Annotated in this window: 15 protein-coding genes; 5 read left to right on the forward strand and 10 right to left on the reverse strand. The window is 38.8% G+C overall.

The features are described from left to right. Positions 1-144 precede the first annotated feature (144 nt). Both C5745_RS16795 and C5745_RS16800 read left to right on the forward strand, forming a co-directional pair. Positions 145-864, forward strand: a complete 720-nt coding sequence (locus C5745_RS16795) for a hypothetical protein (RefSeq protein WP_105718176.1) — start codon at positions 145-147, stop codon at positions 862-864. A gap of 453 nt (positions 865-1,317) precedes the next feature. Continuing rightward, positions 1,318-1,788 carry a hypothetical protein gene (locus C5745_RS16800; RefSeq protein ID WP_105718177.1) on the forward strand — a complete coding sequence of 157 codons (471 nt, stop codon included), beginning with the start codon at positions 1,318-1,320 and terminating at the stop codon, positions 1,786-1,788. A 424-nt stretch (positions 1,789-2,212) separates the two neighbouring features. Here the strand turns inward: C5745_RS16800 and C5745_RS16805 are convergent, their stop codons facing one another. The 7 genes from C5745_RS16805 to C5745_RS16835 all read right to left on the reverse strand — a co-directional run bounded on the left by C5745_RS16805 (position 2,213) and on the right by C5745_RS16835 (position 12,916). After that, positions 2,213-2,686 (reverse strand): hypothetical protein, encoded by a 474-nt coding sequence (locus tag C5745_RS16805; RefSeq protein ID WP_105718178.1) that lies wholly within the window; start codon positions 2,684-2,686, stop codon positions 2,213-2,215. Positions 2,687-2,710: 24 nt separating this feature from the next. Next, entirely contained in the window at positions 2,711-5,698 is a 2,988-nt protein-coding gene (locus tag C5745_RS16810; RefSeq protein WP_105718179.1) for a type I restriction endonuclease subunit R, read from the reverse strand. After that, on the reverse strand, positions 5,698-6,690 hold the full coding sequence (locus tag C5745_RS16815; protein WP_105718180.1) for a hypothetical protein: 993 nt from the start codon (positions 6,688-6,690) through the stop codon (positions 5,698-5,700). Before C5745_RS16815 ends, C5745_RS16810 begins: the two co-directional genes overlap by 1 nt. 2 nt (positions 6,691-6,692) lie before the next feature. Next, complete coding sequence (locus C5745_RS16820; RefSeq protein ID WP_105718181.1) at positions 6,693-8,009, reverse strand: restriction endonuclease subunit S; 1,317 nt, start codon at positions 8,007-8,009, stop codon at positions 6,693-6,695. Continuing rightward, positions 8,009-9,799 carry a type I restriction-modification system subunit M gene (locus tag C5745_RS16825; RefSeq protein ID WP_105718182.1) on the reverse strand — a complete coding sequence of 597 codons (1,791 nt, stop codon included), beginning with the start codon at positions 9,797-9,799 and terminating at the stop codon, positions 8,009-8,011. The genes C5745_RS16820 and C5745_RS16825 overlap by 1 nt, the downstream gene beginning before the upstream one ends. Before the next feature lie 236 nt (positions 9,800-10,035). Then, positions 10,036-10,944 carry a DUF5655 domain-containing protein gene (locus C5745_RS16830; protein WP_105718183.1) on the reverse strand — a complete coding sequence of 303 codons (909 nt, stop codon included), beginning with the start codon at positions 10,942-10,944 and terminating at the stop codon, positions 10,036-10,038. A gap of 115 nt (positions 10,945-11,059) precedes the next feature. Beyond that, the gene (locus C5745_RS16835) at positions 11,060-12,916 is read right to left on the reverse strand and encodes a hypothetical protein (RefSeq protein ID WP_105718184.1); all 1,857 of its coding nucleotides are present in this window, start codon (positions 12,914-12,916) and stop codon (positions 11,060-11,062) included. A gap of 556 nt (positions 12,917-13,472) precedes the next feature. Here C5745_RS16835 and C5745_RS16840 point away from each other — a divergent pair. Continuing rightward, entirely contained in the window at positions 13,473-13,850 is a 378-nt protein-coding gene (locus tag C5745_RS16840; RefSeq protein ID WP_105718185.1) for a hypothetical protein, read from the forward strand. 19 nt (positions 13,851-13,869) lie between these two features. Continuing rightward, positions 13,870-14,334, forward strand: coding sequence for a hypothetical protein (locus tag C5745_RS16845; protein ID WP_105718186.1), 465 nt, complete (start codon positions 13,870-13,872; stop codon positions 14,332-14,334). A gap of 111 nt (positions 14,335-14,445) precedes the next feature. Here C5745_RS16845 and C5745_RS20280 read toward each other — a convergent pair whose 3' ends face one another. The 3 genes from C5745_RS20280 to C5745_RS16855 form a co-directional block, all read right to left on the reverse strand. Beyond that, the gene (locus C5745_RS20280) at positions 14,446-14,616 is read right to left on the reverse strand and encodes a hypothetical protein (protein WP_165793119.1); all 171 of its coding nucleotides are present in this window, start codon (positions 14,614-14,616) and stop codon (positions 14,446-14,448) included. 324 nt (positions 14,617-14,940) lie between these two features. Further along, complete coding sequence (locus C5745_RS16850; RefSeq protein ID WP_105718187.1) at positions 14,941-15,255, reverse strand: hypothetical protein; 315 nt, start codon at positions 15,253-15,255, stop codon at positions 14,941-14,943. A gap of 373 nt (positions 15,256-15,628) precedes the next feature. Next, on the reverse strand, positions 15,629-15,823 hold the full coding sequence (locus tag C5745_RS16855; protein WP_207795830.1) for a helix-turn-helix transcriptional regulator: 195 nt from the start codon (positions 15,821-15,823) through the stop codon (positions 15,629-15,631). Between the two features lie 105 nt (positions 15,824-15,928). On the opposite strand from C5745_RS16855, the gene dinB reads away from it, so the two are divergent. After that, positions 15,929-17,089: a DNA polymerase IV gene (dinB, locus tag C5745_RS16860; protein WP_105718189.1), complete on the forward strand. Its 1,161-nt coding sequence runs from the start codon at positions 15,929-15,931 to the stop codon at positions 17,087-17,089.

The following is a 17,089-nucleotide window of genomic DNA, read 5'->3' on the forward strand; positions in this document are numbered from 1 at the left end:
GCTCAGGCCGCTCTGCTGCCAGTCTGCTATCATAGCAAACATCTGGACTCTTTTTTCTTCTTTGCTCATCCAGCAAAGCTAGAAACAACATAAGATTATTCATAGACGTGGCTCACAGGGCGGATACTACAGTATTTGGGTAGTATGATAAGTTATCCAACACTTGAACAAAAGGTAAGGGCTTTTCAGAGAGAACTTGACGAAGCATTATCAAATGTTAAAACTGTAAGAAATCAAGCTTTTGACGAGTTGCTAATTAAGAAAGGTGAACTTAGGTCAAAGAATGATTATTTAATAAAACAACTTCGTGCTTTAGAGCAAATTGATGTTTTAAGAAAAGAACTTGCAGGTCTTAAAATCAAAATAGAATCTTTGAAATCAAATATCTATTCAAAAGAAAAAGAGCAACGGAACCGTTTGCAGAATGCCTTTCAAGTAATCCAGTCTTTAACCTTGCGTTTGTTGCATAGTGACTTAGGAAGACAAGCTGAATTTAGCACCAGTAAAAAAGTTGAATTAGACTTTGAGAAAAACACTTTTTCATTAGACGGTGAAAACAATTTTTCAGAAAGCTCGAATGTGTATTTAAAAAATAGTGTTCGCTTTGCTATATTTTTCGCATCGCTAGAAAAGGACTTTTTCAGACTTCCTAGGTTCATACTTTGCGATAATATTGAAGACAAGGGTATGCAGCCAGACAGAAGTCAGAGTTTTCAAAAGGAAATTGTGCAATTATCGGCTGAATCAGAAGTAAGACACCAAATTATTATAACTACTTCAATGATTTCCCCAGACCTTGACAATACTGAATTATGTGTAGGGGACTTTTACTCCGAGACAAACAAAACTCTAAAGATTGAATAAATGAAAGCAGCACTTCACAGTCATACACATTGCCAAGTCGTCCAAGTCGTCCAATATCGCTGTCAGCTTAAGAGAGGATAACTTTATAAAAACTTCGAATTTGAACGTAATTGTCCTTGATAACATCAAAAAATCGTATTTTACCGAGATGATATAGTAATTGCCTATAACGGAGGTCACCGGTCCAAAAAAACGGCTCTTATATTGAAATATACTAAATTGATTATCAAGATACAACCTATAGTATGTATTATATTTTTGGAGTAACGATTCAAAAGAAAAGCATGAATTAATAGCTAAGCTATTACCAATTCATCCAATGTTTTGTAAGCACCATTGTTTCATTATAAGGCTTGTTTTTGTCAGGAATTGGGCCAACTTCAATGATGACAGTAACAGCTTTTCTTTATTTTTAGGTGTATTTTGTACAATAGTTTGTAGTAACAACATCGTATGGATACAATCAAAGAATTTAATATTAATCCTGTAGGTGTAATTTCCAAAGAATTCTTAAATCACGGCGTTCACACGTTTCATGAAGCATGTTTATTTGTGATAAATTTACCATATAAGAGAAATACAGATAAGGAAAACCCAAAGGCCATTTTTATTGATAAGTGTGGAACGTGTAGTACGAAGCATGCACTGTTAAAGCAGCTTCGCATGGAGCATGATATGGATGATATTAAGCTAGTGATAGGTGTTTTTGAAATGAACGGTATAAATACCCCTCAAATTCTAGATACATTGACAAAATACGAATTGGAGTTCATACCAGAAGCACATACCTACCTAAAGTATCAAAACGAGTGTTTTGATTTTACAAAAGCAGGCTCTTCACCAACAGACTTCATGGACTACTTAATGTTTGAAAAAGAAATTTTACCAAAACAAATCAATAAATATAAAGTACCTCCGAAATGAAGCCGTTTTTTTGGACCGATGACTTCCGAAATAATCGGACCAGTATTCCGAATTAGCTGGACCGGTGACCTCTGTTATAGACAATAACTACTCCTTTAAATATTTCGTCAAAGTCGGCTTTTAAATTGTCTGGTGTCATTGCTAATCTCTGTTGTTATGCTTATATAAATGATAGACTAGGAAGGCAGCGTATTTCGTTCATTAAGCGTCTCTTGTTAAGCTTTTTAAATAATTGATAAAGGCTGAACAAGAGACGAGCATGAATTTGGCTTCGTCAAATGAAACAGTGTTTTATTGTCTCCCAATATTTTCTTACAATATGCCACCAGTGCCGATACAGATTCTTGTATAGAATTCCTATAATCAGGAGGGGTACGATTCGACAAAAAGTTTAGGGTTAATCTGAGACAAATTACACACCATCTTAAAAGTTATATGGATTACTTTTCAAAATATGTTGATGCAAAGTCAGCAAACTGTCTTTACACCAATCATCTGCAAGATTAAAATCATTTCTACGAGTAATTTTCCCTAAAGGTGATTCTAAGAAAAATGTAGAAAGAGGCCTTATATTATTTGTAAAATAAGCTCTTTCCCAATAAATATCCCTGCATGAAGTAATCACAATCTCGGTGTCCGGATGAAGTTCGAGTTTTTCAATTAATTCATCCATCCTATATTGGTCGTCAGTCGGCGAATGAATGATTATCTTTTTTCCTTTTAATATGATAACTATCGAAAAATCCAAATATTTTCCTGTTGGAGCTGGGAGAAAGCTTGGTAATGGATTGCCATCAATATCTGTTGCGATTACACCACTAGTTAACCATTCGGCTATTTTATTGATTGCAGTTGTTTTACCTGTACTTGGTGCTCCTGAAATAACTAAAAACTTCATAATAATGATAATAGGTTTGTTTTATTACTCTTTATTCAACTGATTATAAATTCTTTTCATAATAAATTCTTTCACTAAACCTCCAAAAGCTTTATCTTCTAATATCTTTTCAAAAATCTCCTGGTTCTGATCCATTCTACCAATGAGCTTCTCGATAAATTTATCATCAAAAGCATATTTGAAAGTATCCAGCTTATTTGCTCTTGCCTGCAATTTCAGTGTTTCATCTTCCAAGAGTTCTGCTTCTATCTGGTCGAAAAACAACTTATCCGCTTCTTCGAATTCGGTTCCGAAACGGTCATTGAGCAAGTGAATAATTTCCGACAGTAAAGCTTCTTCTTCCTTTTGTCTTTTTAGACCCGCTTCTGTGATACCGCTTAATTCGCCATCTTCATTTTTTATAAGTTCAATGGCTCCTTCTTTTATTTTTTGAAGTCTGTAATACTCCAAAGCAATTTCGTCATCTAATTGGATAACTTCTGACAAATCTCTTTTCGGTAAACGGGTCTGTAATAACTTCGCATAAGAGTAAAATTTTTCGGAATCCACGTCTGTAAAGGGCATGATCTGGGATAAGAAAGCATATAGATTCGTCCAGGTTCTTAATCCTTTTTTAAACTCATCCTGATGCTCTTCGTCCAACCCTTTGAACCTGTCTACTGAATTATCCGTAAAAGCATACAAATATTTTTGGTCTTTTGAATTATTCATTTTCGTAGCTGGGTTAAAATAAACCTGAGCAAAAGCATCTATTTCAGTCTCCCAATACACCTGAAACTGGTCTAATCTCTGTTTTAAATCAAACAAGTGGTTAATGTCCGGATCTTCAGTAACAGACGTGATTTCATAATATGGTTGGAAAGAATCCAGAATGATTTGCCGGTCGTTGACAAAATCCAGCACAAAGGTATCTTCTTTACCCGGACAGGTTCTATTCAGACGGGATAAGGTTTGAACCGCTTTTACACCGGACAGTTTTTTATCTACATACATTGTGTGCAATAAAGGCTGGTCAAAACCAGTTTGATATTTATCGGCTACAATCAGGATTTTATATTCTTCGGTATCAAAAATTTCGGGCAACTCTCTTTCACCATAACCTGTTAATTCAGGTTCTGAAACGCCATCCGGATAATTAGCGTCCTTTACCTCGCCCGAAAAAGCAACCAATACTTTGATTTCATTTTCATAACCTTTTTCCTGTATATATTTTTTAAATTCTTCAAAGTAACGCTTAGCGTGCAGTCGAGAACCACATACCAGCATTGCTTTTGCTTTTCCTCCGATTTTTTTGGCAACGATTTCCCGGAAATGTTCGATAATTACTTCTGTCTTTTGAGCCAGGTTATGGGGATGCAGGGAAACATATTTACCGATTGCTTTGGCTGCTTTGCCTTTGTTGAATTTCGGATCATCCTCTATGGCTTTTGTTAAGCTGAAATAGAGTTCGTAAGAGGTATAATTCTGTAATACGTCCAGGATAAACCCTTCTTCAATTGCCTGTCGCATCGAGTATAAGTGGAAAGGTTTTGGTTTTCCTTCCTCATCTTTATCTCCAAACACCTGCAATGTTTTATACTTAGGTGTGGCAGTAAAGGCAAAGAAAGAAATATTAGGTTGCTTCCCACGGCTTTGCGCGGAAGCTTCTATCTGTTCCCTCACAAAATCATTCCCATCGTAGTCATCTTCTACTTCTTGATGAGCGGCATCTTCCAACGATTTTGCGGCCAATACCTCCTTCAATTTTTTACTGGCTTCACCACCTTGAGAACTATGAGCTTCATCAATAATAACCGCATATTTACGTTCTGGTAATTCTCCTACTTTATCCACCACATAAGGAAATTTCTGTAAGGTGGTAATGATAATATTAGTACCGTAGCCCAATGCTGACGCTAACTGGTTACTGTCTTTATCTATTTTTTGTACTACTCCGGTTTTATGTTCGAACTGGTAAATGGTATTTTGCAGTTGGTTATCCAGTACCCGGCGATCTGTGACGACAATGACCGAATCAAACATACGCTCGTCAATTTGGTTGTGTAAGCTGGATAAACGATACGCCAGCCAGGCTATCGAATTACTTTTTCCCGAACCCGCCGAATGCTGTATCAAGTAGTTTTTTCCAACACCTAGTTCCATTACTTTATTGCTGATTGCCCTTACTGCATCTAATTGATGGTAACGAGGAAATATCAGGCGTTCTTTCCTGTAAATTCTGCCTTCTGATATGATTTCTTCAGTTTGTAAATGCACAAATCGCTGAATAATCTCCAGCCAGCTGTCTTTTGCCAGAATATTTTCCCACAAATAAGCTGTTCTGTAACTATTAGGATTAGGTGGATTACCTTTTCCTTTATTATATCCTTTATTGAATGGGAGCCAATAGGTCTTGCCGCCGTCCAGACGGGTTGTCATAAATACTTCGTCCTGATCAACAGCAAAATGTACCAAAGCCCGTTTCTTGAACGCAAATAATATTTCGCGGTTATCTCTTGTAGTACTGTATTGCTTTAAAGCATTACTGACGTTTTGACCAGTAAACTGATTTTTGAGCTCTAATGTCGCTACTGGGATACCATTTAACGATAATAGAACATCTACCGAATTTTTATTGTCTTTACTATAGTAAATCTGGCGGTAAACTTTTAGGCTATTTTGATTATACAAATCCACTGCATCAGGATTCAGACCAGACGCCGGTTGGAAATACGCCATCTGGAAGCGAACGCCATAATCTGTAAAGCCATTACGCAATACATCCAAACTGCCACGTAAATCCATTTCTTTGTACAAGCGTTGCAATACCCGGTTTTCTACATCAGCACCGTGTACGCTTTCTATTTTAGTCCAGCGGCTAGGTTGTGATGCTTTCAGGAAACGGATAATTTCGTGACGAAAGAAGCCCAGCTCTTTGCTATAGGTAGATGCATCACCTAAGGCATAACCTCCGTTTTCTATAAGCGATTGCACCAATGCAGATTCAAATGTATGTTCTGTAGTTATGCTCATTATTCTTCCGTATTACTAGTTTCTTCCTGCATTTGCTGCTGGATAAAGATTTTATAGGCCACGTCCTTAAAAATTCTCACCAACGTATATTTTTCGTGTTTGCTTAAAACCTCTTTTAAAGTAAACTTTTCACCGGAGTAGCAGTCTCTTATAAAATCGTAATTGATTCCATAAAGGGCTTCCGTAGGCTCATCTATAAAAGCAGGAAGCTCTTCACCGATCACTTCACAAGTATCGGGATCAAGGAACTTTACAGCAGGATTATTTTCAAAATTCACATCTTTTCCTAAAAATGTCTTTTTACCTTGTATAGATGGCCAATACACACCATAAAATTCTGATATGCCCGGTGGGTGTATTTTCGCTAATTGGATCGCTCCGTCAATGGAATTATAAGTAGTATCTCTGATCATTCGCAGAAGAACCTGAAAAGGCTCCATATCAAAACTTTTTGCCAGAACTTTCTTTCCGGTGGAAACTTCATCTGTCAAAAACTCCTCAGCTTTTTCTATCTCATCTCCTATGAACCCAAAGAACATATTTTCTTCATTAATCTGGAAAGGTAGAAAGGCTTCGGTTTCGTGGCTGTATTTTATTTTCCAGACTTTGAAACCGTTCTTCTTCCACGACCAGCCTCCGAACATAAATTCAAAATCGCCTAAAGCGTCTTCAAAAGATTGTGGTTCATAGCCTTTTATCGAATTACACAAAGTCGTAAATAAACGAGTAATGTAATCCAGGACATCTGTAATGTCTGTATGCGGATTGGCCAGGTCTTCATCGAATTTAATGGATGATATCAAATTCAAAATAAGAGGATAGGTACGGGTCGTTTCTCCGGCAAAGCAAATCAAACAATCTCTCCGAGGTAATTCAAATAGTTTTACTCCGGAATGCCACCTTTCACCCCCACTTAGGCAGCTATCCGTAGCAAATACCAGTTCATCCAAACCGTAGTTGTTTTTTCTTATCCAGGCAGTACAGAGTGTCATAATTAATCTATTACTTTTATTTTTCCCGTCACCACTTCACTAATTAAAGCAGTACGGTATTCGGTTAATAGTTCTATTAGTTTTTGCGTTTTGGCTATTTTGGCATCAATACGGGTACATTCGGTTTCGATATGGTAAACGATGGATTGTTGTTCTTCTAATGAATATTGAAAAAATGGAGTATTATAAAATGCACCGTGATTCAAATCTGGAATTGTAGTTGTCCCAGCCATTAACAATAAATACTCTTTAATCCTACCACTTTTCAAAAAATAAAAAAGAAACATTTTATCAACCAATTCTCTGTTAAAGTCTATTAAAAAGAAATTATTATGAAATACTCCCTCTACACCAGTTATTGGTTCTCCAGTTGCTCCAGTTCTAGCCATCAAAATATCATCTTTATTACAAATCACATTCGGAGAAGGTTTTTCAATGTATTCTTTTGCTTGATCTGGGTTATTGATAGATCGGATTGTTATGTACTCGAAAGAATTATCGACCTTAGAAAGAAATCTTTTCTCAATAGAAATTTGTAACCCTTGTCTGACAGTGCAGATATTCTTCATTCTTTTCACTTCCCAATGCTCCGGTATTTGGCCTAACCACTCAATACCGCTATCTTTCATTTTTACTTTGGGGTCAATGCCTTTGGTAACTGCCTGATTAATGATTGTGATTTTTTCTTCTTCATAGAGTTCCAGTAAACGTTTTTTATCAGCAATGAGGGCATCTATTTCATCAGTTTTGCGGTCAAGGTAAAAGGCAATGGCAGTTTGTTCTTCTTGAGGTGGCAAAGTAACTCTAAGATCATTTACTTTATCAATTTTAAGGTTAATCCTTGTGAACCCATTTGCACCAGTTAAAAGATTATGACGTAATGGTTTGCTAAATAATTGGTAATTCAAAAACTCAGGAACAATATTTTCGTCCGAAATTCTAAACCCTTTACAAAAACTATTTAGGTAAGTTTCTTCTAAATCTGATGTAAGAACAGCAGATTTTCCTACATCTTCATAATTTTCTGAGCTCATTAGAAAAAACAAATCTCCCTTCTGAACTTTATTTTGGCTTTCATTCTCTGAAATTACGACTGTTTGAAGATTGTCTACATCAATTTTTAAATTATTGGCAATATTGGTAAATGGAATAAAAGACTTATTTTCTGAGTTTGATAGTTGGTTAAAATCATTTGCACTCTTCCCAGAAAGACCACCATATAGATAGCCTAAAAACCGCATACGTTTTTCTTCCCAATGACTTGGAATTTCTCCAACCCACTCGATACCGGATTCTTTATATGTGTCGTATGACTTCATTATTCTAAAGTTATTTTTTCGGTTTCCAATGTCTTTTCTTCCAAAGCCAAAATATCTGCTTTAATTTCAGTTAATGATCTCAATGGCTTAAATTCATAGAAATACTTGGTAAAATTGATTTCATAACCAATTTTGGTCTTGCTTTCATCTATCCAGGCTTCTGACAGATGCGGTTTTACTTCGGTTTTGAAATACTCATCAATTGCCTGTTGAACCAGCTTACCCTCTTTGTTCTTTTTCAGGAAAGGAATGTTTTCATAATCCCGCAAGGAGGTATCCGGTTTGGGTTTTCCTTTTGTTTTTACGACTTTACCATCTTCTTTTAACGGTTGTTCTACCGTTACCCGCCAATAGCCGAAAAACTCATTCGGATAAATCTTTACAAATTCATTTTCCCTAAAATCACCATACAATTGGGTAATTAAGCCTATGCCTTTTGTATTGCCATTCTCTGCAATCTTTTTACGTTTATTGCCCAAACTTCTGTCCATCTTCTGCCAGAATCGATTGAATTCTAACTTACCTTCTTTGAGCAACTCTTCGTCCTTTACACCTGTAGCGTTTACGAGTTGTATTTTTCCTTTACGTTCTTCGCTTTTATGATTGGTCACGATCCATACATATGTGCTGATACCTGTATTGTAAAACAGTTGATCTGGCAGGGCAATAATCGCCTCCAGCCAATCATTTTCAATGATCCATTTACGGATATTGCTTTCACCACTTTCCGCTGCTCCAGTAAATAATGGTGAACCATTAAATACAATACCGACACGACTCCCCGTACTTTTCATTTTACAGATCATATGTTGCAGGAACAACAAAGAACCGTCATTAATACGGGGCAATCCTGCTCCAAAGCGTCCGCTCATTCCTTTTTTCTCCGCTTCGGTTTTGATGGTTTTTTCTGCTTTTTTCCAGTCCACACCAAATGGCGGATTGGACAGCATGTAATCAAATTTCTCACTTTCCAATCCATCCACTGTAAAAGTATTTCCAAACTTGATATTGCTTGGATTCTGCCCTTTAATCAGCATATCCGATTTACAGATTGCATACGATTCGGGGTTTATTTCCTGTCCAAATACTTTCAGTTCAGCCTTGGGGTTTAATTCTTTTACATATTCTTCTCCAATAGAAAGCATACCTCCTGTTCCGCAAGCTGGATCGTATAAGGTTTTTACAATTCCTTCTTTGGTCAGTATTTCTCGATCTTCATTAAATAGTACATTCACCATTAACCGAATCACCTCTCTTGGTGTAAAGTGCTCTCCGGCTGTTTCATTGGACTGCTCCGCAAATTTTCGAATCAATTCTTCAAACACATACCCCATTTCCATTGACTCCATATCGGATAGATCAATTTTTTTAAACTCTGATACCACTCGGAACAATATATCCGCTTTATCCATCCGGTCGATCTGGTCATCAAAATTGAAGTATTCAATAATTTCCCGGGCTCCTGCTGAAAAACCATTGATGTAATTTCTCAGGTTAAGAGCAATACTATTGGGGTCAGCTACCAATTTTTTAAAATCAAACTGACTTTTATTATGAAAGTTAAATCCGGCAATCTTGTTTAGGGCTATATCTTTAGCATTATCCTTCAAGGAAGCAATTTTGGGTAAATAGTCTAATACTTTTTGCTTGGTAGGAGCCAATACGCAATCTAACCGTCTCAAAGCAGTCATAGGTAGAATGACTTTTCCATAATCGGACTGCTTGTAATCTCCTCTTAGCAAATCTGCTACTTTCCAAATGAGGTCTGCTTTCTCTCTAAACTTTTTCATTTATTAATTTTCTTAAAATGTTTTTTTAGTCCGGTTATTGTGCGAATTTAATGTTATTAATGGTACATACAATGTAATTCTGAGAGTTTTTATAGCTTGTTCTACTTTGCAATAAAACCCTAATTCCATCCCTTTACGCAAACAAAGACTTAACTCTTGACTTTATAGGTGTATAAGTTATGATTCTCTGCGCGGTACTTAGAGAATTGCTTAGATCAATCCATTATTCTTTCAAATTAAATAGCCTGCTTCACCAAGCTCATAATATACTCTAAATCTTCTGTGTTCCGCACCGCTATTTGATAATAGCCACTCCCCCATTTCGTTTTATCCGCCATCATCACCCCTAAATTTCTTAAATCCAAGAAATCATAATATTGGGTGTTGATATAGAGTTTTAGCTCTTGGGATTGTATAACTACATCGAGTATAATCCGCTTTTCTTTTTCGAAACTAATGTATAGCTTCTTTGCCATCACGGCGATATCATCTGCTAGATTTAATATGCCGGTTTTATAAGCTTCATACAATTCCTTAACGGAATCGGACTTTCCCTGTAGATGATCATCTTCTGTATACACCTTTACTTCGCTGGTAACCTTTTCCAGTTCGGAATCAGCAGATGCTTGAATTGTCTTTATAGTGGGTGCTGCTTTGGATTTCTTGATGGGATTGACCACGATGATACCGCCTTCGTATTGCTTGATCTCCCATAGCTCAATAGGCAGATCCTTAAAGTTGGATGCTTGCTTTTGGAAGTCTGTAAAGGATGGCGACACGAAAATGACCTTGGACTGCGACCAATCTACATCTGACCGCTTGAGGTTTTCTTGTTGCGATTCGTTGTATTCTACAATAAACTCAGCTTTGTTCTCCAGCATCAGGTTTAGGTAGGACACTCCTTGGTCTACGACGGAAAAGTTTCGCTCCCGTTTGTACTCGATAATGACAAAGGACTGGCTATCCGCATCGTAGGCCAACGTATCAAAACGCTGGGCTTTGATGGTGAACTCAGACTTGACTAAATTCAATCCTGTGATCGCTTCGAGATTAGCCTCGAAAAGCTTTTGCATATCTTTCTCTAGCGTACAGGGCTTTTCTTTTAGGGTATTCAGCTTGTTTTCTTCTTGGTTGAATAATTGCATAGGCTAAGATAGTAATTTTGTGTCATTAAGACTTCTATGGAAAAACAGCTGTGCTAAAATGGCAACGTTTATCTTTAAAACTCCCATCATCCGACAAGTTTACAGCAGTAGTAAATTACTTTCCAATATGCAAATTGAAAAACGGAATATCCACCAATACAGAAGCATTAAACCGCCAAGTATCTATATGCCTACTGTGTTGATCTACACTATTATATTCTCTTTTGGCAGGATTATACGTACCGTGAACTCCCAAGGTAAAGGGGCTTTTCCCCACATTATAAAACAGCCCTAATCCCGGTGCAAGAAACTGTTCAAATCTCACATCGGTATCGGTGGATACCTCGTCAGAAAGATTCTGGTTGACCAAACTTCCGATATCGAGCACGCTCGCAAAAATACTCCAAGAGCCTTTTTTCGCCATATTTTTAAACGACAATGTAAATCCTATAGGAGCTGTCAACCCGTAATTAAGACCAGTGGATTTAATATCGGCACCCTTTAGTCCCTCAGCGCCAATAGTAGCCCCTACATAACCATTGATGGTCACACTGATTTTATTAGCACGCTTGATGGCCGCGCTCCCTATCGGCAAAACGGCAGCTTGGATAAGGTCTTGAACCTCTCCGCCATCTTTCACCATAGTCAGGTCAATGAGAAAGCTAAGAAGCCTAAAAGATTCGCTGTCGCTGATAAAGATTTCGGGGTAAATATCCGTGCTGATACTTAGCAATTGGGGGAAAATAAAACTGTATTGTTTTTCGGTAATGGTATTGGAAAGGTCTAAGGTTTTAGTTAGGATTTTTCCCATAGTCGGAAGATCGACATGGGTTCCTATATTGGAATATTTTACTTTTAAAATAGGTTCATATATATAAAAAACTTGAAGTAAATAGTCCTTAAGTAAATCGAAGGATGGTGTTTTACTCTGCCTTAACGAGTTAAAACTATCTTCGAGCTTCCGAAAAAGTGCGGGAAAATTCTCCGCGTAATTATCGACATAAACCTGTAAACCAATATCACTTCCTGCCGATTCTAACTGTTGGTAGAGCAATGCTTTGAAAAAAAGGTTTACATCTTTATCTTTCAAACTATCTGCTGAAATCCAGATACGGTCAGATGGCTGTACATCACGAAAAGCATAGTTTAAGAGTTGGACAGTCACCAACTCACTATGCTCGGTTTTATAACGGTCTACTAATATATCTATGGCCTGAGATGGATTTGACTGTCGACCAAATTCCTGTAAAAGGGTATAATAAAACTCCGTTTCGTCCAACATGAACAAAAGATGGCGGTTTGTGTTCGGGATTTTCTGGCGTATAGACTCGAATGAGTTTTGTGGAAGATCTTGAAGGTCTAACTCGGCATGATAACGTAGCTGGTTGAGATCAGACGCATAATAAACTCCCGTGCGATTAAGATTTTTGATGTATTTATAACTATGTTGGAACAAGACTTCCAACTCCTTGTGGTTCTCTATCTTAGTCAGTAAAAGCCCTACGCTATAACTTGTTAACTCATCTTTGAATCGTTGCGCCATAAAACTCGCCGTGCCCTGTAACATAGCCCCCTGCCAACTATAACTGCTTATTGTCGACAATAAGCTTTTTGATGTAGGTGGTAATATATATGGGCCGGGATCAACAACCTGCTCGTCACCTGTACCAATAGAGTTGTGAATCTCTGAATTTATAGTACGATAAATAGCAATACACTCACTCTGAAGAAACGGGTTCTTACAAAGAGACTCCTTAGTAAATTCGATATTATACTTTCGCAGTGTATTGATGAAATTCTTCTTATCTTCTGTATACTCCTCCCATCTGCCGGATGCGCGGGAAGCCTTTTTATATAATTTTGCAAGGTAGGCGGCATCTCTGTATGTCGGCAGTTTAGTGAGTACGGAATCTTGTGCTTCGGCAGGCAGCACAATGAGGGATAATAGGAAAAAAAATAGTATCTTTTTCATAGTCAATAATGGTTTTAGTAGTTTTATTTTCTCATAGAAGTTATCTTCTAATCATATCCCCAATATTACGACGAATACTTTACATAAAAAACTGCAACTGCAACCAAAAGTGAATTTTTTTTATGCTACTAATTTCTCCTTTTTCCAACAGCATCTCCTGTATTTGCATGGGTGTTTTGTAACTTCCATTATAGACGCAAAGCCCGCCATGTTTCCAGTCCGGCAGTTTTACGTTCGCACTTCCAGTTCAGGAACACGTATACCTCAGTCGATACCCTCGATAGCTTCTCGTTTACTTTTTTTTCTGATAAGATCGTTGATAAAGAATTTCCGCCCTTTATTGGAGAAACATCTGTCCAGTGCTTCGTAGCGGATAATTGCGTGCTTATTGGTGGCCATTGATCAATTTTGTTGGTCTATATTACGAATATACGTCTTTTGTGTGTACTGTATGTGCACAGTTAATGACCAACCTGTGTACGTACAGTGTATACTGTGTGTTTTACTTTGTGACAAGTTTAATCATCCGTCCATAGCTTTCCTTACGGGAACCCGTATGGTTGGGTCTTTACTTTCCGGATTATTAATTTTATCCCTCAGTGCTTGCAACAGTTACAGATACGGCACCGAGGGATCTGCCGAAAAAAGCAATCTGACCATGGGGGTGGTCAAAAGCAAAATTGTCAAAGGAGAGACAACGCAGGATGAAATCCTTAAACTATTCGGCTCGCCTAACCTGGTGTCGAAGAACAAATCCAACCGCGAGGTATGGAGTTACAACAAAATGTCTGTCGAGAATAAGGCTGGTTCAACTGATTTTTTTGCGGGGCAGCGTGCCAGCCAAAGTACCAGTAGTAAATCTTTTGATCTGATCATCACTTTCGATGAAAACGATGTTGTTGCCGATTATTCTGTCGTATCTACTGCTTATTAACCTTAATCTATATACCAAAATGAAGAAAATTATTACATGTTTATGTGCTGTAGCGCTATTAAGCTCGTGCGCTACGCAAATGATCACTAAATCGCCGGCTGAAGTGAAGATGATGACGACCAAACAGTTTGAATCTGACCAAGATTTGGTATTCAAATCCGCTATCAGCTTACTGCAGTCCGAGAGCTACATCGTAGACCGTGCCGACAAGGAAACGGGATTGATCAACGCCAGCAAACGTATAGAGAACAAAAATGCCAATATGCAACGGGCGTTATGGGGCAGCTCGAAAGACGCGAACACCTCCAAAGCGATGTTTTATGTCGAGGGCATAAATGAAGCGGTAACGGAAGTAAAGATTACGTTGTATGAAGGTGCTGAGTCCAGCCGCAGTGGTTACTGGGGCCAGGTGAATAAGGACAAAGGAACAGATGATTTACGAGCCTCAGGTTTATCAGGCTTGGTTTCAAAGCTTACAAGCTGAGATTGAGCGAAGAAAGGCGCTGGGAAGATAATTTGGGGTAAAAGCCTTTCACTTGTTGGATAGAAATAATCGAAAAGAACTTCTAATCTAAAGCCACTCTAACGGATGGCTTTATTCGTACGGATCTAATCCGGCCCTTTCGACGGTGTACTCCACGCCGTCCTCTTTGGTTAAAAGTTTAGCCATACGATGGGCTTCGTATTCACTTGTAAATACCATCGGATCGCAGTTTTCTGCTCTGACGATGAAACAGACTTTTGTCGCGGTTAATATTATGCTCATATCGTAAAAACAAAAAAAATTAAATTATTTCACCGCCTCATAAAACGCTACAAGTCGGAGATAAGCCGGGCACTTCTCGCAGGTCACATCCGCAATTCGCGCATTTGCCTCTGAACTTGTCTCACAGCTGTTGACGTTGCTGTTTTGTTAGTTTCATTTTTATTATAGATTTATTGGATGAAAAAATTTAATTGGAATGGGCGCGACATTGAGTTTGTGGTGTTATCAGCATTCTCCTTGTTCTGTGCCATATTTTGGATAGCAATTAAGCTGGGTTAGTTTAGTTAAAAAGTTGTCCAGCAAATAGGGAGTATCATAGTATAATCACTTCACGAACTGTTGTTTTAACAATTCTCCGGTGTTCGGGTCAATAGTGCATAAAGTACTTCCGATCCAAGCCAGCAACTGATTTTCATTCAATTTAATTTCCAAGTAATACCCAAACATCTCACTATCTGGCAAATCAGCAATCCATACAATATTTCCGTTTGAACCTATTGCTAATAAGTTCTTCAATAACTCCCAAGTAATCATATTTTGATTAACGTCCAATAACAAAATTTTTATTTCTTTAAAAGAAATTGTCGTTATAATATTTCTTCCGTTCCAATTTTTTAGAGCATACTCGCTTAACTTCATTTTAAAAGGGTTGTATTAGCTAACAATCTGATTGTTTTATTTCCTCCGTTCCTCCTTCCACCCCGCCGATGGCAAATTGGCTTCAAAGGATAAGCAGACCAGCACATAAGCAGCACTGTCTAGTGATCGGTGATGCCTTAAAGAACATCAGGGAAGAGGATTTGATCGGCGCTGTTTGGGTATAATAAACCCCACATCTTGTGATGTAGGGTTTACCTAATTATATAAACTAAATTCAAAAATTTAACTATTTGCTATTGCTAATTTAAGAATTTATTTTTTCAAATCAAAATTTTACCGTGACTTCTATCGGCTCTTAACACGGTAGCCTACGGAAATGATGACATCGAGGTTGTAGAAGTTCGTTTACGCATCACGATACCCGATATAGATCCACCGAAATGATTTCATCAATGGTCAGACCATAATACCTTGCTATCTTGACCAGCAGGCCTATAGGCGGCTCGGCCATACCATACTCATACTTGGAATAGCGTGTACGGGTGATACCCAGCTCGTCGGCCAGCTGTTGCTGTGATCGCCCCCACTTAGCACGCAGATACTTCATATTGTCAGCCAGATACAACATTGTTCTAAATTTGAACAACAAACATACTAATATTTTTAGTATTTCAATATAGCTTTGTATAAAATTTAACAGGGAGGGAATAGCATGGAACGCGCAATAGTACACATGGATCTGGACACGTTTTTCGTGTCCTGCGAGCGCTTGAACAACGACAAGCTGAAGGGAATACCGATCATCGTCGGTGGTGGCGAACGTGGTGTGGTAGCCTCCTGCTCCTATGAGGCACGCTACTATGGTGTGCACTCGGCCATGCCGATCAAGATGGCGTTGCGGCTCTGCCCGGAGGCCAAAGTAATGAAGGGCGATATGGAACGATATTCCAAGCTTTCACATATGGTGACGGAGGTGATCGAAGAAAAAGCACCGGTGGTAGAGAAGGCAAGCATTGATGAGCACTACCTCGACATCACGGGTATGGACCGGTTTTTTGGCGCCTATAAGTGGACGGAGGAACTTTCCCAAGCCATTACCCACCATACGGGTTTACCGATCAGCTTTGCGCTCTCGGTAAACAAGACCGTGGCCAAGATTGGTACAGGCGAAGCAAAGCCTCTCGGTAAAAAGGAGATCAGCGCAGGGATGGTACGCCCATTTCTGAACCCGCTATCGATCAAAAAGATACCCATGGTGGGCGATGCTACCTTCCAGCTGCTCTCGCGTATAGGCATCCGGCAGATACATACGCTAGCGGATATGCCGATGGAAGTATTGCAGCAGATGATCGGCAAGAATGGTGTCGATCTCTGGAAAAAAGCCAATGGTATAGACTATACGCCTGTAGAACCGTACACCGAACGCAAATCGATTTCGACCGAGCATACGTTTGGCCAGGATACGATCGACTTGGCCAAGCTGCGCAGCGTAATCAGCGGTATGGTGGAAAAACTCGCCTATCAGCTGCGCAGCGAGCAGTGGCTGACCTCTACCGTGGTGGTGAAAATACGCTATGCTAATTTCGACACAGAGACCAAGCAGTGCCGCATCCCGTATACTTCGGCGGACCATACGCTGTCGCGCTGCGTGATGGAGCTATTCGACAAACTGTACAACAGGCGCATGCGCATCCGGCTGATCGGTGTGCGGCTGACGAATCTGGTGCGGGGCAGTCTGCAGATCGACATCTTTGAGGATACGCAGGAAATGGTGGCGCTCTACCAGGCGATGGACCGCATCAAAAACCGCTTTGGCGTGGATAAAGTGGGCCGGGCGTCGGGATTCAGGGGGTTACGTAGGGAGGAGGTCTGA

Source organism: Sphingobacterium haloxyli (genome assembly GCF_002980525.1).
GTDB classification, from domain to species: domain Bacteria; phylum Bacteroidota; class Bacteroidia; order Sphingobacteriales; family Sphingobacteriaceae; genus Sphingobacterium; species Sphingobacterium haloxyli.

Bases quoted from the DNA above. Each gene is read 5' to 3' on its own strand.
- C5745_RS16795 (WP_105718176.1), top strand. From the start codon at position 145: ATGATAAGTTATCCAACACTTGAACAAAAGGTAAGGGCTTTTCAGAGA.
- C5745_RS16800 (WP_105718177.1), top strand. From the start codon at position 1,318: ATGGATACAATCAAAGAATTTAATATTAATCCTGTAGGTGTAATTTCC.
- C5745_RS16805 (WP_105718178.1), bottom strand. From the start codon at position 2,686: ATGAAGTTTTTAGTTATTTCAGGAGCACCAAGTACAGGTAAAACAACT.
- C5745_RS16810 (WP_105718179.1), bottom strand. From the start codon at position 5,698: ATGAGCATAACTACAGAACATACATTTGAATCTGCATTGGTGCAATCG.
- C5745_RS16815 (WP_105718180.1), bottom strand. From the start codon at position 6,690: ATGACACTCTGTACTGCCTGGATAAGAAAAAACAACTACGGTTTGGAT.
- C5745_RS16820 (WP_105718181.1), bottom strand. From the start codon at position 8,009: ATGAAGTCATACGACACATATAAAGAATCCGGTATCGAGTGGGTTGGA.
- C5745_RS16825 (WP_105718182.1), bottom strand. From the start codon at position 9,799: ATGAAAAAGTTTAGAGAGAAAGCAGACCTCATTTGGAAAGTAGCAGAT.
- C5745_RS16830 (WP_105718183.1), bottom strand. From the start codon at position 10,944: ATGCAATTATTCAACCAAGAAGAAAACAAGCTGAATACCCTAAAAGAA.
- C5745_RS16835 (WP_105718184.1), bottom strand. From the start codon at position 12,916: ATGAAAAAGATACTATTTTTTTTCCTATTATCCCTCATTGTGCTGCCT.
- C5745_RS16840 (WP_105718185.1), top strand. From the start codon at position 13,473: ATGGTTGGGTCTTTACTTTCCGGATTATTAATTTTATCCCTCAGTGCT.
- C5745_RS16845 (WP_105718186.1), top strand. From the start codon at position 13,870: ATGAAGAAAATTATTACATGTTTATGTGCTGTAGCGCTATTAAGCTCG.
- C5745_RS20280 (WP_165793119.1), bottom strand. From the start codon at position 14,616: ATGAGCATAATATTAACCGCGACAAAAGTCTGTTTCATCGTCAGAGCA.
- C5745_RS16850 (WP_105718187.1), bottom strand. From the start codon at position 15,255: ATGAAGTTAAGCGAGTATGCTCTAAAAAATTGGAACGGAAGAAATATT.
- C5745_RS16855 (WP_207795830.1), bottom strand. From the start codon at position 15,823: ATGAAGTATCTGCGTGCTAAGTGGGGGCGATCACAGCAACAGCTGGCC.
- dinB (WP_105718189.1), top strand. From the start codon at position 15,929: ATGGAACGCGCAATAGTACACATGGATCTGGACACGTTTTTCGTGTCC.